This window comes from Pseudomonas sp. OA65, from assembly GCF_017498305.1.
GTDB classification, from domain to species: domain Bacteria; phylum Pseudomonadota; class Gammaproteobacteria; order Pseudomonadales; family Pseudomonadaceae; genus Aquipseudomonas; species Aquipseudomonas zanjanensis.
The window spans coordinates 156,355-182,982 of record NZ_JAGDEZ010000003.1; the positions used below are offsets into that span (position 1 = coordinate 156,355).

Sequence of the window (26,628 nt, forward strand, 5' to 3'; positions counted from 1 at the left end):
CATCCCAGTCTTGGCTAGGCACTGCGGGAACGAGCGGCAGTGCAGCGAAATTACCAGTGTGCCCCGGGGCTGTCAACTGCTGGACGGATATTGATATCTCATTCATTTCTTAGTGTCGACAGGCACAAAAACTATTCCTGCGCATATGTAATCGCGCGTGCTTTTAACAAGAAACTCGTACGCGCACAACTGCGGGATAACGCAGCTGGGTATTTGTAACTTCTGTCACTAACGTAGTGGCCGTTGAGTTCAGTAACCCATCAAACCTGAGCGGCTGAAATGAAAGAGCATTTAGACACATTCAAGAAGCGGTACGATCCGATTCATCATGCCTATTGGACCGACGTCCTCAGCGACACCGCGTTGGCGGCATGGCATCAGGAACAGTTGCGGGAAGTGATCGGCCACGTGAAGCGTTCTTCGCCGTTCTATGCCAGGCACCTTGCCCAGGTCGACGAGCGTTCGCTGACCTTGGATGAGCTCGTCACCTTGCCATTCACGACCAAGGATGATTTGCGCGAGGCAGGCTTCGACATTCTGTCCGGCCCGCTGGAAGACAGCATCTTCTATTACGAGACGACGGGCACCACCGGGCCTGCTACGCCATGCCCACGGGATCGCAAGGAAAGCTACGCGAGCAATCGCCAACTGGCCATGGCCTACCAGGCGGTGATCGAAAAGCACTTTGCGGGTGAAAAGACCGTGGTCGGCATCATGGGACCCACCGAGGTCCATTCCTTCGGTGACACCCTGGGCGATGTCTGCACCCAGCTCGACCTGTGCAATGCCAAGATCTGGCCGCACTCACCGGTGATCGGCTGGCCCAAGGCCCTGCAACTGCTCAAGGACCTGCGGATCGGCGTGCTCGCATCGGCACCGGGGCTGTTGCTGGCCATGGCCAAGGAAGCCGAGCGCCAAGGCTTGAACCCACGCGAGGACTTCGCCCTGCGTGCGTTCATGATGAGCGGCGAACTATGCACCCCTGCATTGAAGAACAACCTCTACAGCCTGTGGGGCGCGCAGGCCTACAACAGCCTGTATGGCTCCCAGGAAGCGATGATCATCGCGGCCTGCAACGCCAACGACCAGTTGGTGCCGCATCGCCTCAACTACATCATCGAAGTGCTCGATCCCAAGTCCGGGGAAAGCCTGGGCTGCACCGGCGACGGTGAGTTGTGCGTGACCATGCTGATCCCTGGCAGCAAGCCGTTGATCCGCTACCGCACGGGTGACCTGGTCTCGATCCAGTCGCGCCCCGGCTATCCGCAATCGATGCGCCAGACCGTCAAGGTCGTCGGTCGGGTGAAGGATGCCGTGCAACTGAACGATCGCGCCTTCTCGGCCGCACAGATCGAGCAGGCGCTGCTTGAAGGCGTCGAACAATGCCTGGGTTACCAGATCATCCTCAGTCGCGCCAATGATCGCGACACCGTCATCGCCAAGCTGGAAATGTCGCGCTTCTTCGAAGGCGATCGCGGGCGTCTGGTGCTGCTGATCAAGGAGCGCCTGCGCGAACGGCTGGGGGTCGATGCCACGGTCATGGTGGTGGGCGATCTGGCCGAGCATGTGAACCTTGGCAGTTGGTTCAGCTGGAAAGAAGCGCGCATCGTCGATCAGCGTCAAGGCCAGTGAGGTCAGCGATGAGCCTGTCTGTTCGCGTGATCGACAACGCCAATGAACTGTTCGAGTCCGTCCGGCAACTCAGGAGTCGCTACCTGGGAACCAACCCGGCACGGGAGGATGACTTCGAGCGCAGGGAGCAGGTGCGCGACGCCTTGTCCTATCACCTGGTCTACCTGGACAAGGACGAAGTGGTCGGGACGTTGCGCGTCACGCCGCTGGGCCATGGCCTGAGCTTCGTCGAGCGAGCGGTCGACGTGCAGGCCTATTTCGAACAATCGACGGATGCCTTCGATGCCAATCGCCTGGTGCTGGACGAACGATACCGCGGCGGTCGGCACCTGCGCATGTTTCTCCTGCAAGCGGCCATTTGGCTGAAAGCCAACACTCACCTGCGATTCATCTCGGCACTGTGCCGCGGCCAATTGGCTGCGCTCTATGTCGGCTTGGGCGGGCGTGTGCTGGTGGATGACGTTACCTGGACCGGGGAACAGGTCGAGCGGCGCTACAGCCTCGTGTACCTGGAACTCGAAAGTGTTTACCTCAATGTTAAAGGAGCCAATTGAAATGCAAGCATTCTTCAAGGAACTCGACGCTATCGTCGACGCGGGCTGGGCCCAGATCAAGCAGGGCGCCTACTGGAAATTCAGCCTGGACAACCCGACGCCGCCAGCCCTCTACCAACAGCTCATGCTGCAGGTCTACCACTACACCCGCTACAACTCGGTGAACCAGGCCGCCTGCGCCTTCAGTGCCGATCCTGAGGAGACGACGCTGTTGCGCTTCGTCTACAAGCACGCCCTGGAAGAGCTGGGCCACGAGCGCATGGTGCTGCGTGACCTGGAGTCGGTCGGGCTGCTGCCGCAAGCCATGCCGGCGCCCCTGGCGCCGACCCAGGCACTGATCGCTTTTCTCAACGATGTGGCTATCCGCAAGGGGCCGATCGCTCGCCTGGGCTACAGCTACTGGGCCGAGGACGTCTACGAGCACATCCAACCGATCCTGGAGCGGTTCCGCGCCGACCTGGGCTTGAAGGATGAGCAGATGACCTTCTTCGTCGCCCACTCGACCATCGACGAGAAGCACGCCGAGGAAGTGCGTATGGCGATGCAGCGTGCGGTGAAGACCGAAGAAGATCGTCGTCAGATCAAGGAAGTGGCACGCGTCACGCTGTGGCTGACCGGGCAGTTGATGGAAGAGGCTTTGCGCGCCTACCTGGCAGGCGAAGAAGGGTTGCGGGAGGCGTCCTGAATCATGAATCTGACCATCATTGTCGGGTCAAGCCGACCTTGTGGTGTCAGTGCACGGGTGGTGGCGCTGGTGCGCCGCCACCTGGGCGAGGAGGTCGCGGTCGATGACATCTGGCTCAAGGATTACCGGATCGATTACTGCGACGCCGACAACGCCTGTGCCGACCAGGACTGCCAAGTGCAGGACGACGTCGGGCAGTTGGTGGCGCGGCTGGACCGCGCCGATGCGGTGCTCTATCTCCCCGTCATGCATGCCTACGGCACCAACAGTCGCTTTCAGGCGTTTCTGGAGCGAGTCGGCTATGGCTTCCTGCGACCACGGGAGCGTCCGCTGCGCGACAAGCTCGCGGCGATTGCGGTCGTCGGCCGACGCTATGGACACACGGCGGTTTTTTCCCAGGTCGCGCTGAACGTGCTGCTCAACAAAATGATTCTGGTCGGCTCGGGATTTCCGCCGTGCTTCCAGACCCAACTGGCCCACGATCCTGAAGCGGAACAGGCCCTGCGCGAGACATTGGACCGGCTCTGTGAGCATCACTGTCGACTTAACCCCCCAGCCCTTGCGACAGGCAAGCCGGAAAGAATCCTGCGGCCCATTCAATTTCAGAAGGGATAACTGTCATGCCATTGAAAGATTCATTGCTCGCGTTACTGGTCGCGTTTCTCTGGGGCGCGCAGGTTACCGCAGTGAAAATCGGCGGCGCCGAGTTGCCGCCTATCCTCATGGTCGCCATGCGCTACGCGATCATGGCGCTGTTCCTCATGCCATTGCTCAAGCGTGTCAAACGCGAGCAGTTCGGGCCCATGGTCTTGATCGCTACGATTACCGGCACCTTGCATTTTGGCTTGCTGTATTGCGGTATCGCCCGGGTAGACGCTTCTACCTCGGCAATCATCTATCAGCTGGCGGCACCTTTCACCCTCGTTCTGGCGTTCGCGTTATTGGGTGAAGTCCTGAAAGTGCGCGCGCTGGTGGGCATCCTGCTGGCGTTCGCCGGTATTCTGGTGCTGCTGGCCAAACCGCCGGCGAGCGGGACTTTTGTCGGCATGCTGCTGGTGGCGCTGGCGGCCTTGGCATTCGCGGTCGGATCGGTGTTGGCCAAGCGTCTCGGGCCGCTGGATCCGCTGGCCTTGAGTGCCTGGACGGCTGTCATCGCCGCGCCACAACTGTTGTTGTGGTCCTTCATCCAGGAGGCCGGGCAATGGGCAAGCGTCCACACGGCCAGCGCTCAGGCGTGGTGGGCGGTCATCTATACAGCGCTCAGTGGCGGACTTCTGGGATTCGGCCTTTGGTTCTGGTTGCTCGGACGCAATTCGATGCAGCAACTGAGCCCGTATCTGCTCCTGGTGCCGCTGTTCGCGATCGCCGTCAGCAAGATCATGCTCGCCGAGGGCATCAGCCAGCGCCTAGTGATCGGCGCCGCGTTGACGCTGTCAGGTGTGGCGCTATGCCAACTGCGCATGCCCGGGAAATTTTTTCTCAAGGCTGGCGGCAGCAAAGGGCAAGGAGTGGCGGATGAACAGCGTTGATCGACTGTTGCTCGGCACCTTGCGCCTGGTCCACCGATGGCAGTTCGGTTTGAAGCTGCGCTGGCACGCCAGTGCGCAAGGGCGATTGGCCTATCTGGAAAGCACTGCACGTCAGAAGGGGCCGACACTGGTCATCCTTCATGGCTTGGGCGCCAGCAAGGACCAGTGGGGACCTGCGATCCTGGGCATGGCGCGCCATCACCGTTGTGTTTTCGTCGATTTACCGGGGCATGGCCAATCCTTGTACGAGTCGCGTGCAGGCTTCGGACCGCTGGCATTGCTGGCAGAGCTGGAGGGCTTGTTGGAAACGGTAGTCGAGGGCCCCTTCGTTCTGGTCGGCAGTTCTTTGGGCGGTTGCGTAGCCGGACTGTATGCCGCGAAATACCCCCAGCGTGTCAGTCACCTGGTCTTGCTGGCACCTGCAGGTCTTGGCCCGGCGGTACTAGGGCCAGCATTGCAAGCCAGCCTGCAAGGGCAAGGCACAGTCTTCGGCTATCGTACGGTCGAGGAGATGAAGCGCTTCTGGAGCCTGGTATTCAAGGAGCCACCCCAGGTGCGAGGACGCCTGGCGCAGGCCATGGCCGCAAGCGGCAGGTCGAGGTTTGCTGCTGTGCAGCGGGTGATCGAGGATTTTCGCCGCGAAGGCCTGGACGTGCTTCTCGAACGGCTTCCGCAGATCGCTTCGAGGACGCTGGTGATCTGGGGGCGGCATGACCAGGTGTTCCTGCCTGCTGCCCTGGAGAACCTGCTCCAGCAACTGCCCGACGCCCGTGGCCAGGTCATCGAGGATTCCGGGCATGTGCCCTATCTTGAACGGGGGGGCGAGGTCGCCGCGGCCATCACAGGGTTCATATCAACGTTCTGTGCCGGGGAGGCTGGATCATGCTCGAAGTGATTGCCAGCACCCGCAGTGATATGTCCCCGGCCCTGTTCAAGGCACTGGCTCGCTACCGGTATGAAGTGTTCGTCAAGGGCCTCGGCTGGGCGTTGCCCTGCGCCGAGGGCTTAGAGGTGGATGCCTTCGATCGACCGGATACGGTGTATGTCCTGGCCCGCGACAGCAAGCAGGAAATCGTCGGATGTGCGCGCTTGATTCCTACCGATCGTCCCTTTTTGTTGGGGGAGGTGTTCCCCCAGTTGATGGGCGACACTCCGTTGCCGTCCTCAAGTACCGTCTGGGAGCTATCCCGGTTCGCCAGTCGGCGTCTTTTGTCGCGACGCGCAAAGGTCATTCGGGCCTGGCACGACACAACATGGCTGATGAGCAAGGTCATTGACATCGCGCAGACCCTTGGCGCTCGTCGGTTGATTGCATTCAGCGCGCCGGGAAACGAGCGCCTGCTCAAGCGCATGGGGGTCAGCACTCACAGGATTGCGGGGCCGCAGATGGTCGATGACTTACCAGTGGTGCCTTTCTGGATCAATGTGGCGGGCTACAGTAACCATATAGCGGCAGCGCCGAGAAAGAGCGAAGTGTCCGCCCGAGCCTAGGTCGCGATCCGGTGTTCATGCGCTCTGCGGCGGGACTTGGGAACGACTCAACGCAGGTGCCAGCCCAACTGAGCTGAAATCTGCTGCGTGGCCTCCATCAGGTGCTTGACGTAGTCCTGCTTCAATTCTTCCCTGAAGCCAAAACAGTGGAATGAAACGCTCATGCCGCCGATCACGTGCCCAAAGCGGTCTCGAATCGGCGCCGCCAGGCAGCGCATGTTGTCTTCGAACTCTTCATGGTCTTCTGCATAGCCTTGTCGGCGAACGGTTTGCAGTTCTTCCAGATACGCTTCGACGCTGGTCAGGGTGTTGGCCGTGCGCGCATCAACAAAGTGCTTCAGACTTTGCCGGAACGTACCGGAAATCTGCGAGTCGGTGACCGGACAGAAACGCCTCGATTTCCAGAGCAGTACTTATTGCCGTCCCGTGAAAACATTATCGGCGGATGAAACGTAATGCTAGCGCCCGGCAAAACGCCTAGGAACAGAATGGGCCCAAGCTGCCCACCTGCAACGGGAGTATCAGAAAGGTGCACTTCGGCGCTGCGTGCTACGTTTCGTAGCGTGGTGTTACGGCATACCGAATGCCATAAGACATCACGATGATTTCTGATATCGCTCTATCCGGCCGTTTTCCGGGCCTTCCGATACTATGGCGCGCATATTGCTTGCCTCACGGAACTAGCCCCAAGAGTCTACTTCATGGTCAGTTCCGCATTTCGACCCGGCATAACGCGCATCAGCCTTCGTGGCTGGACATCGTTATTCCCGTGCGGAGCCATGAAGAACTTTCTACGTCGATCGGTTACGCCTTCCCACGTGACGCTGAAGCGTCTTCCCTCTTGCGTTGCCGCCAAGCAAAACGGTTTTTGGCAAATAGTCAGGTAATCCTTCCTAGAGAATCTCGAACTTTCCGTAGCCCGCGATTGCGGTGCCTGCGCCTGAGCATTCGTTAGTGACCAGCGAGCCTTGCGGCTATCGCCTGGCGCTCTGCAATTGGAAGAAACCTGATGACCCAAGACACGGCTTTGCTCGTGATCGATCTTCAGAAAGAAGACGGCTTCACTCTGGAGCGGTTCGATCAAGTAATCAAAAACGCAACAGCGATGGTTGATTGCGCTCGAAAAAACAACATCCCTCTGTTCTACACCCGTCATGTCAACGATGCCCAAGGTTTCGGCTTGGCGCTGGGCGAGCCCGTAGATGCCGAGGGCAAACCGACAAGCTATCGCGCCGGCACATCTGCCATAGAGATCATCGACGCGTTAGCCCCACAAACCGGTGACGTTGTCATTGATAAGCAACGCTACAGTGCCTTCCACGGTACTCGGCTGGCTCCGATGCTGAAGGAGCGCGGAATCAAACATCTCGTGGTAATGGGCGTGCTGACTGACGTCTGTGTGATGAGTAGCCTGTTCGATGCCTATCAGAACGACTTCCACTTGAGCCTCGTGGCCGACGCTTGTACGGCGACGACTTCCGCGGCCCATTACTCGGCCTTGTTTATTCTCTCCAACTGGCTTTACGGACTGGACATGCTCTCTACCGAACAGCTGTTGCGGCGCTGGAGGGGCGAGCCAGCACCTTCACTTCGTACGATGGAACCAGACCACCTTGCGTTCCAGCCAGAAGAATTTATGCAAGCTATCGCGCGCCTGGAAAACTGCCTCGTTGCCAAGAATGAGCGGAGAGCATGATGAACGTAGAAAAAAGAAGCATCGATTTCATCCCGGAAACCGAACGTCACGGTGAACCCCGTTCTCTGTTCTTCGTGTGGTTTGGGGCCAACGCCAACATCACCACGGTTGCGGCCGGGGTGCTGCCGGTCAGCCTGGGGCTGAACCTGTTCTGGAGCGCTTTGTCGATCCTGCTTGGTTCCCTAATCGGCGCGGTATTCATGGCTTCGCATTCTGCACAGGGGCCGAGACTGGGCATCCCGCAGATGATCCAGAGCCGTGCGCAGTTTGGGGTATTTGGAGCCATTGTTCCGCTGTTGTTCGTAATGCTCATTTACTTGGGTTTTTTTGTAAGTAATACGTTGTTGGCCACCCAAGCTGTCGCAGCCTCAAGCCCTCTCAGCAGTGAGGCAAATATTGTGCTGCTGGGGTTGCTCTGCTTTCTGGTAGCCCTGTTTGGCTACAAGCTCATCCACCGCCTGCAAAAAATGCTGTCGTTGGTTTCGGTTGTTTTTTTCGGGATCGCGACCCTGCTCGCCCTTGCGCTGCCAATAGACGCGGAACAATGGACGACGCAGGGCTTCAATTTGGCGAGCTTCCTCGCCTCGGTGAGCATTGCGGTGACTTGGCAATTGTCCTACGCCCCTTATGTGGCCGACTATTCTCGCTATTTGCCTACCCATACTTCCGCGCGCCAGGTCTTCTGGTACAGCTATACGGGTACGGTCATTGGTGGAAGCTGGATGATGCTGCTGGGGGCGATATTGACCAAGGGCGTCACAGGTTTCTCGGATAACGTTGGCTTTCATTTGCTTGGCCTTGTAGGGGGCGGGACTTTGCTGGCCGTGGCTTTCGTGCTCTATGGTCAGATCGCCATCAACGTGTTCAACCTCTATGGCGCCTTCATGTCGACGGTTACCGTTATCGAGCCCTTTGCTGCGCTCAAGGTCACTGCGAAGGTGCGCGCCAGCTTTATGCTCATTATCTGTGCCGTTGCCACTGCGTTATGCACGATGGCCCAGGATGACTTCATTCAGTTCTTTCTGAATTTCATCTTTTTCATGAGCTACTTTCTAATCCCATGGACGGCAATCAACTTGGTCGACTACTACGCACTACGCAAAGGCGTCTACGAGATTGCGGATATCTTCAACCCTTCGGGAATCTACGGTCGGGTGAACGGGATCGCTATCGGAGTGTTCCTCGCGACCATCGTGCTAGAAATTCCATTCATGAATACTTCCCTCTACGTCGGCCCCATCGCCTCGGCGCTGCAGGGTATCGATTTGGCATGGGTTGTGGGTCTGGTGTTTCCGGCATGCGCTTACTACGGATTGATGAGTCGGCGCAGTATCGTGGCGATCAAGCCAACAAAAGCATGATTGTGGAGCCGGAGATCGCTCAGATCAAAACACTGATTAGTCTGTGCTGAAGGGCAGTGCTTGGATGTGATTTTTGTGACTGAGCGACCGAGATAGTCGTTTCTATCCACTCGATAGCTTTCCCATCATGCTGTGTGTTCCCCTGCTGGCCGTTGCGAAGATTTTGCGGCAGGCCAGACAGGGGAGCTTTTTCCAAAGAATAGCGACTGCTAACTATGGTGCAGAATGAATGCTTGAACAGCTCTTGTTGGAAAAGGTTAGGTGTTACCTCTCTCCAGGGAGTTCGCAATGTGCTCGGTGGGGAGTTGCCCCGGAAAACTCCTCCAAAGCATCCAGCAGCGCCTCGTTGAAGTAGTGCTTCGAGGCGCGATCCCACAAGATATGAAAGGCGGGCGCCTCAACACTTCCTGTATGGATCACGATCATATTGATCCGCGCCGCCGATGTCTGCGCCACCGCCCCTGGTTTGAAGGCAGGAAAGCTCAAGTCGACCCCGCACAGCTTGGCCATCACTTGGGCAATCGCATCTCCGCTGAGCATCAGGCAGGCGTGACTGTCCTGGCGGGGCAGCAGGTAGTTGGCGTGGTGGTCGAGCTCCCAGCGAGCCTCTTCATCGGCAATTCGCTGGCCCTGATCCTGGAGGCAGCCCAACAACAAATATTCGGTCTGCGACAGGCGCGCTACCCAACTGCCGTCGGCCTGGGCGGTGGCGCGGTTGGGGGCGTCCGGCAGAGTGAAGCCGTGCGCGATGAGGTACTCGGCGCTGTGGTTGCCACGAAAGCCGACCCTGGGCAGGTCGGTCTGGTCGACCAGGTGGTACGGCTGCGTGATTGTCCCGTGGTCTTTCAAATGGGTCATGGCTTAACCCTCCTGACGCTGGTTGGTGGGGTCGAAGAAGGGCAGTTGCACCACGTCGGCCTGGACGACGTCGCCGCCTTCGACGCGAATCGCAATACGTTGTCCCGGGGCACTCTGCTCGATACCTGCGTAGGCCAGGCCGATTATTCGGCCCAGCGTGTCGGAGTATTCACAGGAGGTGACGTTGCCGCTGATGTCCGGGCCGTTGAGTACCAGGTGGCCTTCCAATGGTTGCAGGCTGCCCTTGGGCAAGGTGAAGCCCACCAGTTTGCGCTTCAGCGGCTGGGCTTCGAGGATGTCCACCGAGCGACGTCCGACGAAGAACGGTTTGTTGCGGCTGATCGCCCAACCCATGTCGATTTCCGCAGGATGGGTCATGCCGTCAGTGTCCTGGCTGATGATCACGTGGCCTTTTTCCAGGCGCAGCAAGCGCTGGGTTTCAACGCCGAAGGGGCGGATGCCATGGGCCTTGCCGGCTTCCATCAGCGCGTCCCAGAGCATGAGTCCATGACGCGCCGGTACGTGGATTTCATAACCCAGTTCGCCGACAAAGCCCACGCGCAGCAAACGGGCCTTGATGCCGGCCACGGTGCCTTGGCGCACGCCCAGATAAGGAAACGCTTCGGCACTCAAATCCAGGTCTGTGCAGGCCTGTTCCAGCACTTTGCGTGAATCGGGCCCGGCGACATTGACCGCGCAGATGGCCGCAGTCACGTTGGCGACGTCGACGTCGAGGCGCCATTGCGCGTTCCACTTGAGCATCTGCTGATAGATCCGGTCGACACCGCTGGTGGTGGCGGTGACGTAGAAGTGATTTTCGGCCAACCGCGCGCAGACACCGTCATCAATCACCACCCCATGCTCGTTGGTCATCAGCGCATAGCGCGAGCGACCGACCGGCTGTTTGAGGAAGGCAAACGTGTACAGGCGGTTGAGCAGCTCAGCGGCGTCCGGGCCGCGTACATCCAGGCCGCCCAAGGTCGAGACGTCGATGATGCCGACCTTGCTGCGTACGTGCAGGGCTTCAGCCTGCATGCACGCCTCGCGATCCTCGGCACTGCCGTAGTAAGCCGGACGTTGCCAGATGCCGGCGGGCATCATCTTTGCGCCAGCTTGCAAGTGACGAGCGTGCATCGGCGTCTGCCGGTATGGGTCGAATGCACGACCGGCGACATGCGCCAGTTTTTCAGCCACAAACGGTGGCCGCGCTGTCGTGACGCCGGTTTCGCTGATGTTGCGTTGAGTAGCCCAGGCCACCAGCCGTGCGGTCGGCAGCGCCGAATGACGACCCTGGGATGGGCCCATGCCGACGGTAGAATAACGCTTGACCAGTTGCACATCGCGATAGCCGATCCTGGTCGCATTAACGATGTCGGCGACTTGCAAGTCCTCATCGAAATCGACGAAATCCTTGCCTTTGGGGTGAGGGAAGATTGGCCAATTGAAGTTGACCCGAGCCTCGTCGCTGAATGGGGCGCGTGGTGTGCTGATTGTCAGGCCCAGCGCCAGGGCGGCTTCAGCACCCGCATACACGCCATCGGCAATCACGTTATCCAGCTGGTGACGACCGTTGACCGAGCCGGCGACATTTAGATTCTTTGGTAGGCCGCTGAGAGTGAACTCGGCACGCTGATCGTCGTAGGCCAGTTTGCCACCGGCCTGGCACAGCAGTTGATAGACCGGCATGTAACCGGCCGACATGCACAGTAGGTCGCACGCCAGATGTTGTCCGCTCTCGGCGACCTGGCCTTGTGCGATGATCTGGCGCACGTCGACGCCGTTGAGATGGCGCATGCCTTTCTCGTACAGGGCTTCATAGACGGTACTGTTGGCCTGATGGTAGATCTTGCGTTGTTCTAGTGCGCGAAGCAGGGATTCGTCCGAAGGCCCTTGGCGCAGGTCCACCACGGCGGCGACTTCCACGCCCTGGTCCTGCAGATCAAGTGCGGCGAGGTAGCCATCGTCGTTGCCTGTCAGCACAACGGCGCGCTTGCCGGGCTTGACCGCATACAGCTTCATCAGCCGTTGCGCGGCGCTGGTCAGCATTACGCCGGGCAGGTCGTTGTTGCGAAAGATCACAGGTTGATCGAAGGCCCCGCTGCACACCAGGCACTGGCGTGCGCGCACTTTGTACAGGCGTTTGCCCTGGATCACCGGTAAATAGTTGTCGGTGAACCAGGCGTTGCAGGTTGCGCTGGTCAGGATCTGGATATTGCTGTGTTGCTCAACCGCTGCCAGCAGTTCGCGTCGCAAGGTTTCACTGCGTCGACCGTCGATGTCGAAGCGCGCGTAGGTCAGCGAGCCACCGAGGATCGGCTTTTGTTCAATGAGCAAAACCTTGGCCCCTGCGTTCGCCGCCGTTAGCGCCGCGTTCAGCCCGGCGGGCCCCGCGCCGATCACCGCCACGTCGGTGAACAGGTAGGCCTTGTCGTAGTACTCAGGCTGGAACTTCAGGTCGAGCACCCCGAGGCCGGCCTTCTTGCGAATCATCGGTTCCCAGACTTTCCACATGCCCTTGGGTTTGTAGAACGAGCGGTAGTAAAAACCCACCGGCATGAATTTCGAGAACTTGCCGAGGTAGGCGTCCTTGTCGTTATCCAGCGAACCGTTGACGTTCTGCGCAGTCACCTGCAAACCGGCGGACAGCGGGTGGGCATCGGCCAGCACATTGGGCTCCTGGGGCAATTGCACCAGGCTGTTGGCATCCTGGCCGGCCATGGTCAGTGGGCCGCGCGGGCGGTGGTATTTGAATGAGCGTGAGATCAGGAAGCGTCCATTGGCCAACAAGGCGCTGGCGATGGTGTCGCCTTGCAAGCCCTGGTAACGGTCGCCGTCGAAGCTGAAATCCAACGGCTGATCGCGGTTAATCAGCAGGCCCATGGGGGCGGGTAGGCGATTCATCCTGCGATCTCCTTGGGGGCGGCGTCGAATTCGACACGGGTGCTGAAGAGTTCCCTGGGATCGAAGGTCCGCAGGATTTCATCGCTGACTGTGTGACGCTCCGCCAGAAACCAGTAGCTGGAGGGCGTGTGCATCCACCACTCGCGCACCACGCCGGCGAGGTTGTCGGTGTTGAACACGTAGTCGGCCCATTCGACGTCGCTGCAACTGACCGGGTCAGGCATCGGCTTGAATTCACCGCCATAGGTGAACTCGCTGATATTGCGCGGCCCGTTGAGCGGGCAATTCATGATTTTCATAGTCCGCTCTCCGTCAGTGACTGGCCGCCGTGGCGCCCATTTCGTTGACTTGTTGGAAGGTAGAGAAACGTTCGAGGCCGAAGGGTTTGATCAGCTCCGGTACCTTGCCGCCGCTGGCCACCAACTCCGCCATGGTCTTCCCGCAGATCGGTGTGGCCTTGAAACCCCAGGTGCCCCAGCCGGCGTCGAGGTAGTAGTTCTTCACTGGCGATAGGCCCATGATCGGGCTGTAGTCCGGGGTCATGTCGGTGATGCCGGCCCATTGGCGCATCAGCTTGGCATTGGCCAGGAACGGGAACATCTCGATGGCGTGGGCCAGGAGGCTTTCCTTGAGGTCCAGGGTCGAGCGCGTGTTGAACAGCGGATAGGGATCGGAGCCACCGCCGAATACCACTTCTCCACGGCTGGTTTGCTGCACATAACAATGCAGGGCCGAGGAGCTCACCAATGGGTCGAGAAACGGTTTGAACGGCTGGGTGACCATCGCTTGCAACGGGAAAGTCTGGATCGGCGAACGAATCCCGGCCTTGGCCATCAGCAACGAGCTGTGTCCGGCAATCGCCTGCACCGCGCAACCGCAGCGGATGGTGCCGCGATTGGTTTTTACGGCAGTGATGGCGCCGTTCTCGATGATCAGGTCCTGGACTTCGGTGAGCTGGTGGATTTCCACACCGCGCTTGGCCGCCTGCTTGGCGTAACCCCAGGCCACCGCGTCATGGCGCGCGGTGGCGCCGTCGATGTGCCATAGGCCGGCGATGACCGGCAAGTGGCCGGGGTCGAGGTTGAGGCTGGGCACCAGTTCGCGGATCTGTTGACGGTCGATCATCTCGGTACGGCCGCCGAAGTGCTTGTTGACTTCGGCGCGCTGGCGGAACGACCGCACCGTGGCATCGGTGTGAGCCAGGGTCAGTTGGCCGCGTTCGGAGTACATGATGTTGAAGTCGAATTCGTTGGAAAGCGACTGGAACATCCGCACCGATTCGGCATAAAAACGCACGCCTTCGCTGGTCAGGTAGTTGGAGCGGATCACTGCCGTGTTGCGCGCGGTATTGCCGCCGCCCAGGTAGGACTTTTCCAGCACCGCAACATTGGTGATGCCGTGGTACTTGGCCAGGTAATAAGCGGTGGCCAGGCCGTGGCCGCCTGCACCGATGATCACCACGTCATAGCTCGACTTGAGTTCCCGTGGTGGCGGCAGATCCACTTCCACCGGGTACTCCGAGCTCAACCCGTACTTCAATAGATTGAACGGCATAAGGCCTCCGATTGGCTGCGTAGCGCCCGGTGTTGTGCAAGGGCCGCGGTGACGGTGTTTTTCATCAGGAAGGCAATGGTCATCGGGCCGACGCCGCCGGGTACCGGAGTGATCGCGGCGACATGCGCCAGGACGCTGTCGAAGTCGACGTCGCCCACCAGCCGGCTGCGGCCAGCGTCGTCGATGCGGTTGATACCGACGTCGATCACCACTGCGCCAGGTTTTAGCCAGCTGGCCTCGATCAACCGTGGGCGACCCACGGCGGCGATGACGATGTCCGCCTGCCGGCACAGTAGTTCGGGATCCGGACTGCGTGAATGCAGGACGGTCACCGAGCAGTCGGCCTGTAGCAACATCGCTGCCATGGGCTTGCCGACGATGTTCGACCGGCCGATCACCACCGCGTGCTTGCCGCGCAGATCGCCGCAGGTTTGTTCCAGCAAATACAAACAACCACTGGGGGTGCAGGGCGCGAGTACCGTGCGACCCTGGCTGAGGCCACCGACGTTCTGACTGTGGAACCCATCGACGTCCTTGTCCGGCGCGATGGCCTCCAGCGCCCGCAACTCGTCTATGTGAGCAGGCAGCGGCAATTGCAGGAGAATGCCGTGGATCGAGCGATCGGCATTCAGCTGGGCGATCAGCATCAGTAATTGTTCAGTGCTGGTATCGGTGGACAGCCGATGTTCCACCGAGCGGATACCCACTTCTTCGGCGCGCAGAATCTTGTAGCGCACGTACACCTGGCTGGCCGGATCGCTGCCCACCAGGATCACCGCCAGCGCCGGCTCAATGGCTTGCTCGCGCAGGCGTTCCACGTCTTCGCGGACCTGTACCAGCACGCGTGCGGCGTGGGCTTTACCGTCGATCAGTTTGTGCGTGTTCACCGGAAGATCACCGTTCTGTCCTGGTTGAGGAACACCCGGTGCTCCAAGTGATACTTGACCGCCTTGGACAGGGCCACGGTTTCGGTGTCACGGCCGGTGGCCACGAGATCGTCGGGCAGATAGACGTGATCGACGCGCTGCACTTCCTGCTCGATGATCGGTCCCTCATCGAGGTCGCTGGTGACGTAGTGAGCGGTGGCGCCAATGAGCTTGACGCCACGCTGGTAAGCCTGGTGGTAGGGCTTGGCGCCCTTGAAACCGGGCAGGAACGAATGGTGAATGTTGATCGCCCGGCCGGAGAGCTGCTTGCACAGGTCATCTGAGAGGATCTGCATGTAGCGCGCCAGCACCACGAGCTCGGTGCCGGTGTCGTCGACGATTTTCATCAGTTCGGCTTCCTGCCTGGCCTTGGTGTCCTGGGTCACCGGCAGGTAGATGAAGCGAATGCCTTCGCGCTCGGCCATGGCGCGCAGGTCGAGATGGTTGGAGACGATGGCGGTGATGGTCATGTCCATCTCGCCCTTGTGGTAGCGGTAGAGCAGGTCGGTCAGGCAGTGGTCGAACTTGCTGACCATCAGCAACACCCGCATCGGCTCGCGGGTGTCGTGCAGTTCCCAGGTCATCTCGAACGCCTTGGCGACGTCGGCAAAACCGTCCTTGATCTGTTGGATGTTGCCCTGATGGCCGTCATTGAAGCGGAACACCGCTCGCATGAAAAACCGGCCGCTGAAGTCGTCGTCGAATTGCGCCATCTCCCCGATGTAGCAACCGTTGTCCGCCAGGTAAGTGGTGACGGCTGCGACGATGCCGGACACCGCGGGACAGGTGATCTTGATAATGAAATGGTTTTTTTCGTGTTGCATGACACGTCCTCGGGATGATGGCGGCAGCTCATCGCATAGCGAAAAAAATCATCAACGGACAGCAGGCTCATCCATGAGCGCATTTTCTTGTTGGGAATAAAATATTCCTGATGTGACTTTATAGGGGAGTGGAAGCTGGACGTCTAGGGGGTTTGGGAAAGATTTTTAACTGAGGGGAATTTTTTGCGAGGGAGGGTGACTCGTTTCGGTCGGTCGAGCGCGGTCAAAAATGTGGGAGCGGGCTTGCTCGCGAATGCGATGTGTCAGTTGTCATCTCTATCAACTGACAGAGCGCATTCGCGAGCAAGCCCGCTCCCACACGTTGATCTTCATGTATCGGGTGGGGGCGTTACTCTTTGTCGTTGCCGTAGTTCATGATCGACAAAAGACGGATAGGCACCTGCACCAGTTGCTCGGGGCCGTGGGGGATTTCGCCTTCAAACGTCAGGCTGTCACCCGCTTCCATGCGGTAAAGCTGATTTCCGTGGCGATAGATCAGCTCACCTTCCAGCAGATGAAGGAACTCGGTGCCGGGGTGAGAGAAGGTCGGAAACTCCTCACTGGCGTCATCCATGCTGACCATATAGGCCTCGAAGCTCTTCTTCGGCCCGCGGGTGTGGTTGAGCAGATGGTAGGTATGGCCTCTCTCGGTGCCACGGCGCACCACCTCCATGCCCTGATCAGCCTTGACCAGTAAGGCACTGCCGTCTTGCTGGTCGTACTCGCTGAACAACTTGGACAGTGGCAGGCCGAGCACGTCGCACAGGCGGCTCAGCGTATCGAGGCTGGTGGACACTTGGGCGTTTTCGATCTTGCTCAGCATGCCCTGGCTGATATCGGCAATCTTGGCCACGTCGGACAGTTTCAGATCCTGCGCCTGGCGTTGACGCTTGATCTGTAATCCCAGGTATTGCTCAAGTTTGAGGCGCGGGGCGGTTTCGGTCGGCATAGTCATCAGATCCTGCACACTTTCCGTTCAGTAATATTAGTTTCGCACTGAGAAAGTGCAAACAGCGGCGTTCGGCTCGTGCCTGTCGGCCGATATTCTCACGGGGAAAATAGTTTTCCCATATATACAGCACGAAAGTGCTTTTTCGAGAGCCTCGGTGCTTCACTCCCGAATCTGGCAAGGGGCTTGCATTCCTATTGGGAAACTAACTTTCTTTTTAGGAATAAAAAGTCGGTCGGGCCCATCCACAATGTTTTGCCCTTTCGCGAGGAGTGACGAGCAATGTTGCCAGCAGAAACCCAGCGCATCATCGACAAGCACGCAATCAAATACGTGCTTGCGCAGTTTGTGGATATACACGGGGCGGCGAAAACCAAGTCAGTGCCCGTCTGTGGGCTCAAGACCGTGGCCGAAGAGGGCGCGGGTTTTGCCGGATTCGCGATCACCGGCATGGGCATGGAGCCCCACGGACCGGACTTTATGGCTCGTGGCGATCTGTCCACGCTGACCCCGGTGCCCTGGCAACCGGGTTACGGGCGAGTGGTGTGCATCGGCCACGTCGACGGCAAGCCGCACCCGTACGACAGCCGTTATGTATTGCAGCAACAAGTGCAGCGCCTGGCAGCAAAGGGCTGGACGCTCAACACCGGCCTGGAGCCCGAGTTCAACCTGATGCGCCGCGACGAGCAGGGCAAGCTGCAACTGGTGGACCTCAGTGACAACCTGGCCAAGCCTTGCTACGACTACAAAGGCCTGTCGCGCTCCCGGGTGTTCCTTGAGCGGCTGACCGAAGCCTTGCAGGCTGTGGATTTCGAGGTCTATCAAATCGACCACGAGGATGCCAACGGCCAATTCGAGATCAACTACACCTACAGCGACGCCATGACCTCGGCGGATCGTTTTACGTTTTTCCGTATGGCCGCCGGGGAAATCGCCAATGACCTGGGCATGATCTGCTCGTTCATGCCCAAGCCTGACCCGAAACGCGCCGGCAACGGCATGCATTTTCACTTGTCGATCAGCAGCGCCGAAAACAAGAACCTGTTCCATGACGCCAGCGACCCCAGCGGTATGGGCCTGTCGAAAATGGCTTACCACTTTGCCGCCGGCCTGCTGGCCCACGGTCCGGCGCTGTGTGCCTTCGCTGCGCCGACGGTCAACTCCTACAAGCGTCTGGTGGTCGGCAATTCGTTGTCCGGCGCGACCTGGGCGCCGGCCTTTATCGCCTTCGGCGCCAACAACCGTTCGGCCATGGTACGGGTGCCTTACGGCCGCCTGGAGTTCCGCCTGCCGGACGCTGGCTGCAACCCCTATCTGGTCAGCGCCGCGATCATCGCCGCCGGCCTGGATGGCATCGATCGGCAGTTGGAAATCGACCACGTCTGCAATGAAAACCTCTACAGCCTGAGCCTTGAACAGATCGCCGCGCGGGGCATCAAGACCCTGCCGCAATCGCTCAAGGAAGCCTGTGACGCCCTGGAGGCTGACCCGCTGTTCGCCGAGGTGCTGGGCCCGCAGATCGTGGGCGAGTTCATCAAGCTCAAGCGCATGGAATGGGTGGAGTACAGCCGCCACGTCTCCGACTGGGAGGTCCAGCGCTACACCGAATTTTTCTGACTCTTTGTTGTGACAACCATTCGGGCACCCGGCACGGCGTCGAGTGTTCACTGCCTCCGAAGGAGACTTGATATGTGTGGGATCGTAGGTCTTTACCTGAAAAATCCGCAGCTGGAATCCCAGCTCGGCAAGCTGTTTGAACCGATGTTGCAGGCCATGACCGACCGCGGGCCGGACAGCGCAGGGTTTGCCATTTATGGCGATGAAGTGGCGGACGGTTGGGTCAAGCTGACCCTGCAAGCGACCACCGACGGTTTCGATTGGAAAGCCCTGGTGGGCGGACTGGAAGGTCGCCTTGGCTGCTCGCTGGAGTGGTTCCAGAACGCCAGCGCCGCGGTGCTCAAGGTCAATGCCGAAGAGGCGCCGGTACGTCTGGCCCTCGCCGAACTCGCGCCGAGCGTGCGCATCATGAGCGCCGGCCAGAGCATCGAAATACTCAAGGGCATGGGCTTGCCGCTGGAAATTTCCCAACGCTTCGGCCTGGCCGGCATGAAGGGCAGCCACATCATCGGCCACACCCGCATGGCCACTGAAAGCGCGGTGACCATGGAAGGCAGCCACCCGTTCTCTACTGGCGCCGACTTGTGCCTGGTGCACAACGGCTCGCTGTCGAATCACTTCCGCCTACGCCAGGAGCTCAAGCGCGAAGGCATTCACTTCGAGACCGACAACGACACCGAAGTGGCCGCCGGCTACCTGACCTGGCGCCTGCAGCAGGGCGATTCATTAAAGGAGGCGCTGGATCACTCGTTGGAGGATCTGGACGGTTTCTTCACCTTCGCCATCGGCACTCGCAACGGTTTTGCCGTGATCCGCGACCCGATTGCCTGCAAGCCGGCGATCCTCGCCGAGACCGACGACTACGTGGCCATGGCTTCCGAGTATCAGGCCCTGTCAAGCCTGCCGGGCATCGAGCACGCCAGGGTCTGGGAGCCGGCACCGGCCACGATGTACATCTGGGAACGCGAGTCAGCTTAAGGGGCGTACACATGAAAACCATCGATCTTTCCACTGCCACCGTGCGTGAACTCAACCAGACGTTGCACGACCAGGCCAACAGCGTTGAAGAGCGCGAATGGGTGGTGACTCATTCGGACGGCAAGCACAACCTCGCGGTTGGGGTGAACGAAGTGCTGTCCATCGACATTCAAGGGCACGCCGGCTACTACTGCGCGGGCATGAATCAAAAGGCCTCGATCACCGTCCACGGCAACGTCGGTGTCGGTTGCGCCGAGAACATGATGTCCGGCTACGTCCGCGTCAAAGGCAGCGCCTCTCAGGCGGCCGGTGCCACGGCCCATGGCGGGCTGCTGGTGATTGAAGGGGATGCCGGCGCGCGTTGCGGCATTTCCATGAAGGGCATCGACATTGTCGTGGGCGGCAGCATCGGTCATATGAGCTGCTTCATGGGCCAGGCCGGGCGCCTGGTGGTCTGCGGCGATGCCGGCGATGCGCTGGGCGACTCCTTGTACGAGACCCACATCTACGTGAAGGGCCATGTGGAGTCCCTCGGTTCCGATTGCATCGAGAAAGAGATGCGTGCCGAGCACCTCCAGGAACTCCAGGACCTGTTGAACCGTGCGGGTTTTGCCCATATGGCGGCTGACTTCAAGCGCTACGGTTCGGCCCGTCAGTTGTACAACTTCAAAGTCGATAACGCGTCCGCGTACTGATCCGCGCGAGGAGAACAGATATGAGCGACCCCATCCAAAAAGCAGCTCCCGTACTGCGCGAGTCCGCCACCTTCGACCGCCTGACCATCCAGGAAATCCAACGTGCCGCCGAGACTGGCATCTACGATATTCGTGGCGGCGGCACCAAGCGCAAGCTGCCGCACTTCGATGACTTGCTGCTGCTCGGCGCCAGCGTTTCCCGTTATCCGCTGGAAGGTTATCGGGAGAAATGCGGCACTGATGTAATCCTCGGCAACCGCTTTGCCAAGAAGCCCATCCACCTGAAGATTCCGGTAACCATCGCCGGCATGAGCTTCGGTGCGTTGTCGGCCAATGCCAAGGAAGCCCTTGGTCGTGGCGCGACCATCGCCGGCACCAGCACCACCACCGGTGACGGCGGCATGACCCCGGAAGAACGCGGCCAGTCGCAGCATCTGGTCTATCAGTATTTGCCGTCCCGCTATGGCATGAACCCGGACGATCTGCGCAAGGCAGACGCGATTGAAATCGTCCTGGGGCAGGGCGCCAAACCCGGTGGCGGCGGGATGTTGCTGGGGATGAAAGTCACCGAGCGTGTTGCCGGCATGCGCACCTTGCCGATCGGTGTCGATCAGCGCAGTGCTTGCCGTCATCCCGACTGGACCGGTCCCGACGACTTGGCGATCAAGATTGCCGAGATCCGCGAAATCACCGATTGGGAAAAACCGATCTACGTGAAAATCGGCGCCAGCCGTCCGTACTACGACGTCAAGTTGGCCGTAAAGGCCGGGGCAGACGTGATTGTGCTCGATGGCATGCAAGGTGGGACGGCCGCGACCCAGGAAGTGTTTATCGAACACGTGGGGATTCCGATCTTGCCGGCCATACCGCAAGCGGTACAGGCGCTGCAGGAGATGGGCATGCATCGCAAGGTTCAATTGATCGTTTCCGGCGGGATCCGCAACGGTGCCGACGTCGCCAAGGCGATGGCGCTGGGTGCGGATGCGGTGGCCATCGGGACGGCGGCGCTGATTGCCTTGGGTGATAACCATCCACGCCTGGACGAGGAACTGAAGAAGATCGGCTCGGCCGCCGGTTTCTACGATGACTGGCAGAACGGCCGCGACCCGGCCGGGATCACCACCCAGGATCCGGAACTGTCCAAGCGACTGGATCCGGTGGAGGGTGGCCGGCGCCTGGCCAACTACCTGCGCGTCCTGGTGCTGGAGGCCCAGACCATGGCCCGGGCTTGCGGCAAGTCGCACCTTCACAATCTCGATCCCGAGGATCTGGTGGCACTGACGGTGGAGTCGGCGGCGATGGCGCGGGTGCCGCTGGCGGGGACTAGCTGGATTCCGGGTTCCGGTACCGTTTACTGACAAAAAACTGTGGGAGCGAGCTTGCTCGCGAAGACGACGGTACGGTCAAAACTGCTGCAAGCTGACCCACCGCTTTCGCGAGCAAGCCCGCTCCCACAAGTCCTGTTCATGGCATTTACATTCGAGAGGCCAAAAAGGCCCGGATCTCATTCTTTATTGCTCGCTGCCCGACACCCACTTTCCTTCGCAGGAGCTTTGAACATGGTCAATCGTCTTCTCGGCAAATCCCTTTCGGTCTTATTGGGGGCTGGCGCACTCGCGCCGCTCGCCCAGGCGGCCGACGCACCCACATTGAACACAGGCAGCACCGCGTGGATGGTCACCGCCGCCGTGCTGGTGCTGTTTATGTGTCTACCAGGCCTCGCACTGTTTTACGGCGGCCTGGTCCGCGCAAAGAACATGCTCTCGCTGTTCACCCAGTGCTTCGGCATCGCCGGCCTGGTTGGCGTGCTGTGGGTGATCTATGGCTACAGCATGGTGGTCGACAGCACTGGCATGATTGAAGGGCAGGTGACATTCAACAGTTTCGTCGGTGGATTGAGCCGGGCCTTTCTGGCGGGCATGACTCCGGAGAGCCTGGTAGGGGATATTCCGGAGGGCGTATTCGTGACCTTTCAGATGACCTTCGCGATCATCACCCCGGCGCTGATCGCCGGTGCATTCGCCGAACGCATGAAGTTCTCCGCGGCACTCTGGTTCATGGCGTTGTGGTTCACGCTGGTATATGCGCCGGTGGCCCATATGGTCTGGGGTGGTTCGGGCGCTTTGATGCACAACTGGGGCGTGCTCGATTTCGCCGGCGGTACCGCCGTGCACATCAATGCGGGCGTCGCCGCTTTGGCCGCCTGCCTGATCCTGGGCAAGCGCAAGGGTTATCAGAACACGCCGATGCCAGCCCACAACCTGAGCCTGACCATGGCCGGTGCGGCGATGCTATGGGTGGGTTGGTTCGGTTTCAACATCGGTTCCGGCGGCGGTCTCAGCGGAACGTCGGGCATCGTCATGCTCAACACCCAGTTGGGGGCGTGCGCCGGCATCCTGGGTTGGATGTTCACCGAGTGGTTCAAGGTTGGCAAACCAAGCGCCCTGGGCCTGGCCAGTGGGGCCTTGGCGGGCCTGGTGGGCATCACGCCGGCTTGTGCGTATGTGGGCGTCGGCGGTGCGCTGGCTATCGGTTTGTTGTGCGGGGTGTTTTGCTATTTGAGCGTCACCGTGCTCAAGCGTCGTTTTGGGTATGACGACAGCCTCGACGTGTTTGGCTTGCATGGCATTGGCGGGATGATCGGCGCGGTATTGACCGGAGTGTTCTGCGTACCGTCCTTGGGAGGACTGGTGGAAGGCGTGAGCATGGGCGCTCAGGTTGTCGCTCAAATCAAGGGCGTGTTGTTGACGACGGTGTACTGCTTCGTCATCAGCTGGATCATTCTCAAGGTCATCGACGCGGTGATCGGCTTGCGCGCCAATGAGTCGGTGGAGGAGATGGGGCTAGACCTGGCCGAGCACAACGAGCGTGCCTATAACCATTGAGATGCTTGCGACTGAATGAACGCCGGGCATCAGCCCGGCGTTCATGCAAGATCAACGAAATGCTGGCACGACGTGTTTGATAAACAACTCCAGGGATTTTTTCTTCTCCGCGTGGGGCAGACTGTTATCGCACCAGAAACTGAACTCGTCGACGCCCAGTTCCTGGTAGTACTTGATGCGCGGGATGATTTCCTCGGGCGTGCCGATCATGGCGGTCTTGTGCAGGCTCTCCAGTTGGAACTCCGGACGTTCGGCGAACTTTTCTTCAGGGCTCGGTTCCAGGAAGCCGTTGACGGGGGTTGTCTTATTGCCGAACCAGGCATCGAAGGTGCGATAGAACTTCGAAATCGCCCGGGCACCGATCTTCCAGCCTTCGGGGTCGTCGACGGCATGCACGTGGGTGTGGCGCAGCACCATCAATTGCGGACGCGCCACGCCGGGGTTGTTGTCCAGGGCCGCCTGGAACTTGTTCTTCAGGTCCAGGACTTCTTCGTCGCCTTTCATCAGCGGCGTGACCATGACGTTGCAACCGTTGGCGACGGCGAAATTATGCGAGTCCGGGTCGCGGGCGGCGATCCACATCGGCGGGTTGGGCTTTTGGATCGGCTTGGGCACGCTGGTGGAGGTGGGGAATTTCCAGATATCACCGTCGTGGGCGTAGTCGCCTTGCCACAGGGCGCGCACCACCGGAACCATTTCCCGCAGGGCTTGGCCGCCGGAGGAAGCTGGCATGCCGCCGGCCATGCGGTCGAATTCCACTTGGTAGGCACCACGGGCCAGGCCGACTTCCATGCGCCCGTTACTGATCACATCCAGCAGTGCGCATTCGCCCGCTACCCGCAGCGGATGCCAGAACGGCGCGATGATGGTGCCGGCGCCAAGATGGATAGTGGTGGTCCTGGCGGCCAGGTAGGCGAGCAATGGCATCGGGCTTGGCGAGATGGTGTATTCCATGGCGTGGTGTTCGCCGATCCAGACGGTGCTGAAGCCACCAGCCTCGGCCATCAGGGTCAGTTCGGTCAGGTCTTCGAACAACTGGCGGTGGCTGACACTTTCGTCCCAACGCTCCATGTGCACGAACAGGGAAAACTTCATGACGCTTACCTCGGATCTTTATTATTGACTGTCGATTCAGGCGAGGACGGGCAGGGCGCCCATCTTGCCGTGGCAGTACACCAGCGGACCGGCGGTGTGCTGCGGCACTATCAGGTTCTTCACGGCGCCGACCATGATCGCGTGGTCGCCACCTTCATATTCGCGCCATAGCTCACATTCAATGATAGCCGTGGCGTTGGCCAGGATCGGATTGCCCAGTTCGCTCAACGTCCATTCGATCCCTTGCGCCTTGTCCTTGCCTTTGCGGGCGAAAGCGTAGGCTTCACTTTGCTGACTGCCGGAAAGCACGTGGATGGCAAAGCGTTTGTTCTTGATCAGTACCGGATAGGAGTCGGAGCTGTAGTTGGGGCAGAACAGCACCAAGGCCGGCTCCATGGACAGCGAGCTGAACGCGCTGGCCGTGAGGCCGACGATCTGCCCGTCGTCATCCAGCGTGGTGATCACCGTTACCCCGGACGGGAACGAGCCCATGACTTGTTTGTAGACGGCGGCATCGATCATTGGAAGGGTCCTCGGGTGCTGCAGCATGGTTCTTATAGGATTGTAGGTCTTATGGTATACCGTAATACGTCGTTTGCAAGGGGTTTTTATTTCCGCCGATAAACGCATTTATATAGGACAAAGCCCAATGTTTACGGGGGCTATCGTGCAAGGTTGGGTGTGTTGAGCCCTCATAAAAACGGATCAGCTTGCCCTTCAACGATCGGATCAGTCTTGTGAAATGTTGGAATACCATAATATGGTTCGCATCTGAGGAGCCGCCGAAAAGCGCCTCTGGTTTGGCTTCATACAAATACAAGATCAGACAAACTCGAGTTCATGCACATGTCCCAGATGTCCCGGCAAGACCCGTTAATCGAGAATCACACGGTCGATTACGTCCCACTCGCGGAACGCCATGGCAGGGCCCGCGACCTGTTTACCCTTTGGTTCAGCACCAACATCGCGCCACTGCCCATCGTTACCGGCGCCATGGTCGTCCAAGTGTTCCATCTCGATCTGCTCTGGGGGCTGCTGGCGATTGCGCTGGGGCACCTGATCGGCGGCGTGGTGATTGCGCTGGCGTCGGCCCAAGGGCCGCGCATGGGCATTCCGCAAATGGTCCAGAGCCGTGGCCAGTTCGGCCGTTACGGCGCGCTGCTGATCGTGTTCTTCGCGGCGATCATCTACGTCGGCTTTTTCATTTCCAACATCGTGCTGGCCGGCAAATCCATCGTCGGCATCGCGCCGTCGGTGCCGGCGCCGCTGAGTATTCTGATCGGCGCACTGGCCGCCACGGCGATCGGGGTGATCGGCTACAACTTCATCCACACGCTCAACCGCATTGGTACCTGGGTGATGGGCGGCGCGTTGCTGGCCGGATTCATCTACATCTTCGCCCATGACTTGCCGGCGGACTTCCTGACTCGCGGCAATTTCAACCTGTCCGGCTGGCTGGCCACGGTGTCGCTGGGGATCATCTGGCAGATCAGTTTCTCGCCTTATGTGTCGGACTACTCTCGTTACCTGCCGGCGGATATCGGCATCGCCAAACCGTTTTGGGCCACTTACCTGGGCGCGACGCTGGGCACAATCCTGTCGTTCAGCTTCGGCGCCGTGGCTGTGCTGGCGACGCCGGAAGGCACTGAAGCGATGGATGCGGTAAAACAATCAACCGGGTGGCTGGGGCCGATTCTGATGGTGCTTTTCCTGCTCAACATCATCAGCCACAACGCGCTGAATCTGTACGGTGCGGTGCTGTCGATCATCACCTCGATACAGACATTCGCCAGCCAGTGGACGCCGAGTATCAAGGTGCGCGTGGTGTTGTCGAGCGTAATATTGGCCGGTTGCTGCCTGGTCGCCCTCGGTGCGTCGGCGGATTTCATTTCTGAATTCATCGGGCTGATCCTGGCGCTGTTGCTGGTATTGGTGCCGTGGGCTTCGATCAATCTGATCGACTTCTACTTGATCAAGCGTGGCGAGTACGACATCACTTCGATCTTCCGCGGGGACGGCGGGATCTACGGGCGCTTCAATTCCCACGCGATCATTGCCTATTGCATCGGCATCATCGTGCAATTGCCGTTTGCAAACACCTCGTTGTACGTCGGCCCGTACGCCAATCTGGTCGAGGGTGCGGATCTGTCTTGGCTGGTGGGCTTGGTGGTGACGTGCCCGTTGTACTACTGCCTGGCAACACGCGGGCAAACCCGGCATAGCAAAGCGGCGCGGTTGGGCTACACGGACTGACCAAGCGTCAGCGATTATTCGACCTGCAGTTGAAACCATCGCATCCGCATCACCTTGGCAGCAAAAAAAAGGTCACCACAGCCCGACGCTGTGGTGACCCGAGGGTGACAATGGAAAAACGGGCCCACCTTGGTGGGCCTTTGTC

Annotated in this window: 25 protein-coding genes; 15 read left to right on the top strand and 10 right to left on the bottom strand. The window is 59.7% G+C overall.

What is annotated here, in order from left to right:
* Positions 1–279 precede the first annotated feature (279 nt).
* From J3361_RS03645 to J3361_RS03675, 7 genes are read left to right on the top strand one after another with little or no spacing between them, the layout of a single operon-like run.
* Positions 280–1,632 (top strand): phenylacetate--CoA ligase family protein, encoded by a 1,353-nt coding sequence (locus J3361_RS03645; protein WP_207962511.1) that lies wholly within the window; start codon positions 280–282, stop codon positions 1,630–1,632.
* Between the two features lie 8 nt (positions 1,633–1,640).
* Positions 1,641–2,186, top strand: coding sequence for a hypothetical protein (locus J3361_RS03650; RefSeq protein ID WP_003200646.1), 546 nt, complete (start codon positions 1,641–1,643; stop codon positions 2,184–2,186).
* Between the two features lies 1 nt (position 2,187).
* Positions 2,188–2,871 (top strand): iron-containing redox enzyme family protein, encoded by a 684-nt coding sequence (locus J3361_RS03655; RefSeq protein ID WP_003200648.1) that lies wholly within the window; start codon positions 2,188–2,190, stop codon positions 2,869–2,871.
* A 3-nt stretch (positions 2,872–2,874) separates the two neighbouring features.
* On the top strand, positions 2,875–3,486 hold the full coding sequence (locus J3361_RS03660; protein ID WP_014339011.1) for a flavodoxin family protein: 612 nt from the start codon (positions 2,875–2,877) through the stop codon (positions 3,484–3,486).
* 5 nt (positions 3,487–3,491) lie between these two features.
* Positions 3,492–4,400 (top strand): DMT family transporter, encoded by a 909-nt coding sequence (locus J3361_RS03665; RefSeq protein WP_207962513.1) that lies wholly within the window; start codon positions 3,492–3,494, stop codon positions 4,398–4,400.
* A complete protein-coding gene (locus J3361_RS03670; RefSeq protein WP_186706203.1) occupies positions 4,387–5,295 on the top strand; it encodes an alpha/beta fold hydrolase in 909 nt (302 codons plus the stop codon). The genes J3361_RS03665 and J3361_RS03670 overlap by 14 nt, the downstream gene beginning before the upstream one ends.
* The gene (locus tag J3361_RS03675) at positions 5,283–5,891 is read left to right on the top strand and encodes an acyl-homoserine-lactone synthase (protein ID WP_186706204.1); all 609 of its coding nucleotides are present in this window, start codon (positions 5,283–5,285) and stop codon (positions 5,889–5,891) included. The genes J3361_RS03670 and J3361_RS03675 overlap by 13 nt, the downstream gene beginning before the upstream one ends.
* A 47-nt stretch (positions 5,892–5,938) precedes the next feature.
* Here the strand turns inward: J3361_RS03675 and J3361_RS03680 are convergent, their stop codons facing one another.
* Complete coding sequence (locus J3361_RS03680; RefSeq protein ID WP_347709614.1) at positions 5,939–6,301, bottom strand: IclR family transcriptional regulator C-terminal domain-containing protein; 363 nt, start codon at positions 6,299–6,301, stop codon at positions 5,939–5,941.
* A 599-nt stretch (positions 6,302–6,900) separates the two neighbouring features.
* Here J3361_RS03680 and J3361_RS03685 point away from each other — a divergent pair.
* Together J3361_RS03685 and J3361_RS03690 are read left to right on the top strand one after the other, a co-directional pair.
* Positions 6,901–7,587 carry an isochorismatase family cysteine hydrolase gene (locus tag J3361_RS03685; RefSeq protein WP_207962515.1) on the top strand — a complete coding sequence of 229 codons (687 nt, stop codon included), beginning with the start codon at positions 6,901–6,903 and terminating at the stop codon, positions 7,585–7,587.
* On the top strand, positions 7,587–8,948 hold the full coding sequence (locus J3361_RS03690) for a cytosine permease (protein WP_207962789.1): 1,362 nt from the start codon (positions 7,587–7,589) through the stop codon (positions 8,946–8,948). The genes J3361_RS03685 and J3361_RS03690 overlap by 1 nt, the downstream gene beginning before the upstream one ends.
* A 264-nt stretch (positions 8,949–9,212) precedes the next feature.
* Here the strand turns inward: J3361_RS03690 and J3361_RS03695 are convergent, their stop codons facing one another.
* The 7 genes from J3361_RS03695 to J3361_RS03725 all read right to left on the bottom strand — a co-directional run bounded on the left by J3361_RS03695 (position 9,213) and on the right by J3361_RS03725 (position 16,960).
* Complete coding sequence (locus J3361_RS03695; protein WP_207962517.1) at positions 9,213–9,806, bottom strand: sarcosine oxidase; 594 nt, start codon at positions 9,804–9,806, stop codon at positions 9,213–9,215.
* A 3-nt stretch (positions 9,807–9,809) separates the two neighbouring features.
* Positions 9,810–12,707 (bottom strand): 2Fe-2S iron-sulfur cluster-binding protein, encoded by a 2,898-nt coding sequence (locus J3361_RS03700; RefSeq protein ID WP_207962525.1) that lies wholly within the window; start codon positions 12,705–12,707, stop codon positions 9,810–9,812.
* Positions 12,704–13,006, bottom strand: a complete 303-nt coding sequence (locus J3361_RS03705) for a sarcosine oxidase subunit delta (protein WP_207962527.1) — start codon at positions 13,004–13,006, stop codon at positions 12,704–12,706. Before J3361_RS03705 ends, J3361_RS03700 begins: the two co-directional genes overlap by 4 nt.
* 13 nt (positions 13,007–13,019) lie before the next feature.
* A complete protein-coding gene (locus J3361_RS03710) occupies positions 13,020–14,261 on the bottom strand; it encodes an FAD-dependent oxidoreductase (RefSeq protein WP_207962534.1) in 1,242 nt (413 codons plus the stop codon).
* Positions 14,243–15,148 carry a bifunctional methylenetetrahydrofolate dehydrogenase/methenyltetrahydrofolate cyclohydrolase FolD gene (gene folD / locus J3361_RS03715; protein WP_207962538.1) on the bottom strand — a complete coding sequence of 302 codons (906 nt, stop codon included), beginning with the start codon at positions 15,146–15,148 and terminating at the stop codon, positions 14,243–14,245. The genes J3361_RS03710 and folD overlap by 19 nt, the downstream gene beginning before the upstream one ends.
* Entirely contained in the window at positions 15,145–16,011 is an 867-nt protein-coding gene (gene purU, locus J3361_RS03720) for a formyltetrahydrofolate deformylase (protein WP_207962540.1), read from the bottom strand. Before purU ends, folD begins: the two co-directional genes overlap by 4 nt.
* Positions 16,012–16,360: 349 nt before the next feature.
* Positions 16,361–16,960 (bottom strand): helix-turn-helix domain-containing protein, encoded by a 600-nt coding sequence (locus J3361_RS03725; RefSeq protein ID WP_207962543.1) that lies wholly within the window; start codon positions 16,958–16,960, stop codon positions 16,361–16,363.
* A gap of 282 nt (positions 16,961–17,242) precedes the next feature.
* On the opposite strand from J3361_RS03725, the gene glnT reads away from it, so the two are divergent.
* The 5 genes from glnT to J3361_RS03750 all read left to right on the top strand — a co-directional run bounded on the left by glnT (position 17,243) and on the right by J3361_RS03750 (position 23,135).
* Positions 17,243–18,577 carry a type III glutamate--ammonia ligase gene (gene glnT, locus J3361_RS03730; RefSeq protein WP_207962544.1) on the top strand — a complete coding sequence of 445 codons (1,335 nt, stop codon included), beginning with the start codon at positions 17,243–17,245 and terminating at the stop codon, positions 18,575–18,577.
* 72 nt (positions 18,578–18,649) lie between these two features.
* Positions 18,650–19,555: a glutamine amidotransferase family protein gene (locus J3361_RS03735; protein ID WP_207962546.1), complete on the top strand. Its 906-nt coding sequence runs from the start codon at positions 18,650–18,652 to the stop codon at positions 19,553–19,555.
* 11 nt (positions 19,556–19,566) lie between these two features.
* Positions 19,567–20,250, top strand: coding sequence for a protein glxC (locus tag J3361_RS03740; RefSeq protein WP_207962547.1), 684 nt, complete (start codon positions 19,567–19,569; stop codon positions 20,248–20,250).
* A 20-nt stretch (positions 20,251–20,270) separates the two neighbouring features.
* A complete protein-coding gene (locus J3361_RS03745) occupies positions 20,271–21,608 on the top strand; it encodes an FMN-binding glutamate synthase family protein (protein ID WP_207962548.1) in 1,338 nt (445 codons plus the stop codon).
* 201 nt (positions 21,609–21,809) lie between these two features.
* On the top strand, positions 21,810–23,135 hold the full coding sequence (locus tag J3361_RS03750) for an ammonium transporter (protein ID WP_207962549.1): 1,326 nt from the start codon (positions 21,810–21,812) through the stop codon (positions 23,133–23,135).
* A gap of 51 nt (positions 23,136–23,186) precedes the next feature.
* Here J3361_RS03750 and J3361_RS03755 read toward each other — a convergent pair whose 3' ends face one another.
* Together J3361_RS03755 and J3361_RS03760 are read right to left on the bottom strand one after the other, a co-directional pair.
* Positions 23,187–24,230 (bottom strand): LLM class flavin-dependent oxidoreductase, encoded by a 1,044-nt coding sequence (locus J3361_RS03755; RefSeq protein ID WP_207962550.1) that lies wholly within the window; start codon positions 24,228–24,230, stop codon positions 23,187–23,189.
* 36 nt (positions 24,231–24,266) lie between these two features.
* Complete coding sequence (locus tag J3361_RS03760; protein ID WP_039589581.1) at positions 24,267–24,752, bottom strand: flavin reductase family protein; 486 nt, start codon at positions 24,750–24,752, stop codon at positions 24,267–24,269.
* 324 nt (positions 24,753–25,076) lie between these two features.
* Between J3361_RS03760 and J3361_RS03765 the strand changes: the two genes are divergently transcribed.
* The gene (locus tag J3361_RS03765; protein WP_207962556.1) at positions 25,077–26,483 is read left to right on the top strand and encodes a cytosine permease; all 1,407 of its coding nucleotides are present in this window, start codon (positions 25,077–25,079) and stop codon (positions 26,481–26,483) included.
* The last annotated feature ends 145 nt before the right edge of the window (positions 26,484–26,628 follow it).

Excerpts from the sequence above, each read along its gene's own strand:
- J3361_RS03645 (WP_207962511.1), top strand. The coding sequence starts at position 280 with ATGAAAGAGCATTTAGACACATTCAAGAAGCGGTACGATCCGATTCAT.
- J3361_RS03650 (WP_003200646.1), top strand. The coding sequence starts at position 1,641 with ATGAGCCTGTCTGTTCGCGTGATCGACAACGCCAATGAACTGTTCGAG.
- J3361_RS03655 (WP_003200648.1), top strand. The coding sequence starts at position 2,188 with ATGCAAGCATTCTTCAAGGAACTCGACGCTATCGTCGACGCGGGCTGG.
- J3361_RS03660 (WP_014339011.1), top strand. The coding sequence starts at position 2,875 with ATGAATCTGACCATCATTGTCGGGTCAAGCCGACCTTGTGGTGTCAGT.
- J3361_RS03665 (WP_207962513.1), top strand. The coding sequence starts at position 3,492 with ATGCCATTGAAAGATTCATTGCTCGCGTTACTGGTCGCGTTTCTCTGG.
- J3361_RS03670 (WP_186706203.1), top strand. The coding sequence starts at position 4,387 with ATGAACAGCGTTGATCGACTGTTGCTCGGCACCTTGCGCCTGGTCCAC.
- J3361_RS03675 (WP_186706204.1), top strand. The coding sequence starts at position 5,283 with ATGCTCGAAGTGATTGCCAGCACCCGCAGTGATATGTCCCCGGCCCTG.
- J3361_RS03685 (WP_207962515.1), top strand. The coding sequence starts at position 6,901 with ATGACCCAAGACACGGCTTTGCTCGTGATCGATCTTCAGAAAGAAGAC.
- J3361_RS03690 (WP_207962789.1), top strand. The coding sequence starts at position 7,587 with ATGAACGTAGAAAAAAGAAGCATCGATTTCATCCCGGAAACCGAACGT.
- J3361_RS03695 (WP_207962517.1), bottom strand. The coding sequence starts at position 9,806 with ATGACCCATTTGAAAGACCACGGGACAATCACGCAGCCGTACCACCTG.
- J3361_RS03700 (WP_207962525.1), bottom strand. The coding sequence starts at position 12,707 with ATGAATCGCCTACCCGCCCCCATGGGCCTGCTGATTAACCGCGATCAG.
- J3361_RS03705 (WP_207962527.1), bottom strand. The coding sequence starts at position 13,006 with ATGAAAATCATGAATTGCCCGCTCAACGGGCCGCGCAATATCAGCGAG.
- J3361_RS03710 (WP_207962534.1), bottom strand. The coding sequence starts at position 14,261 with ATGCCGTTCAATCTATTGAAGTACGGGTTGAGCTCGGAGTACCCGGTG.
- purU (WP_207962540.1), bottom strand. The coding sequence starts at position 16,011 with ATGCAACACGAAAAAAACCATTTCATTATCAAGATCACCTGTCCCGCG.
- J3361_RS03725 (WP_207962543.1), bottom strand. The coding sequence starts at position 16,960 with ATGCCGACCGAAACCGCCCCGCGCCTCAAACTTGAGCAATACCTGGGA.
- glnT (WP_207962544.1), top strand. The coding sequence starts at position 17,243 with ATGTTGCCAGCAGAAACCCAGCGCATCATCGACAAGCACGCAATCAAA.
- J3361_RS03735 (WP_207962546.1), top strand. The coding sequence starts at position 18,650 with ATGTGTGGGATCGTAGGTCTTTACCTGAAAAATCCGCAGCTGGAATCC.
- J3361_RS03740 (WP_207962547.1), top strand. The coding sequence starts at position 19,567 with ATGAAAACCATCGATCTTTCCACTGCCACCGTGCGTGAACTCAACCAG.
- J3361_RS03745 (WP_207962548.1), top strand. The coding sequence starts at position 20,271 with ATGAGCGACCCCATCCAAAAAGCAGCTCCCGTACTGCGCGAGTCCGCC.
- J3361_RS03750 (WP_207962549.1), top strand. The coding sequence starts at position 21,810 with ATGGTCAATCGTCTTCTCGGCAAATCCCTTTCGGTCTTATTGGGGGCT.
- J3361_RS03755 (WP_207962550.1), bottom strand. The coding sequence starts at position 24,230 with ATGAAGTTTTCCCTGTTCGTGCACATGGAGCGTTGGGACGAAAGTGTC.
- J3361_RS03760 (WP_039589581.1), bottom strand. The coding sequence starts at position 24,752 with ATGATCGATGCCGCCGTCTACAAACAAGTCATGGGCTCGTTCCCGTCC.
- J3361_RS03765 (WP_207962556.1), top strand. The coding sequence starts at position 25,077 with ATGTCCCAGATGTCCCGGCAAGACCCGTTAATCGAGAATCACACGGTC.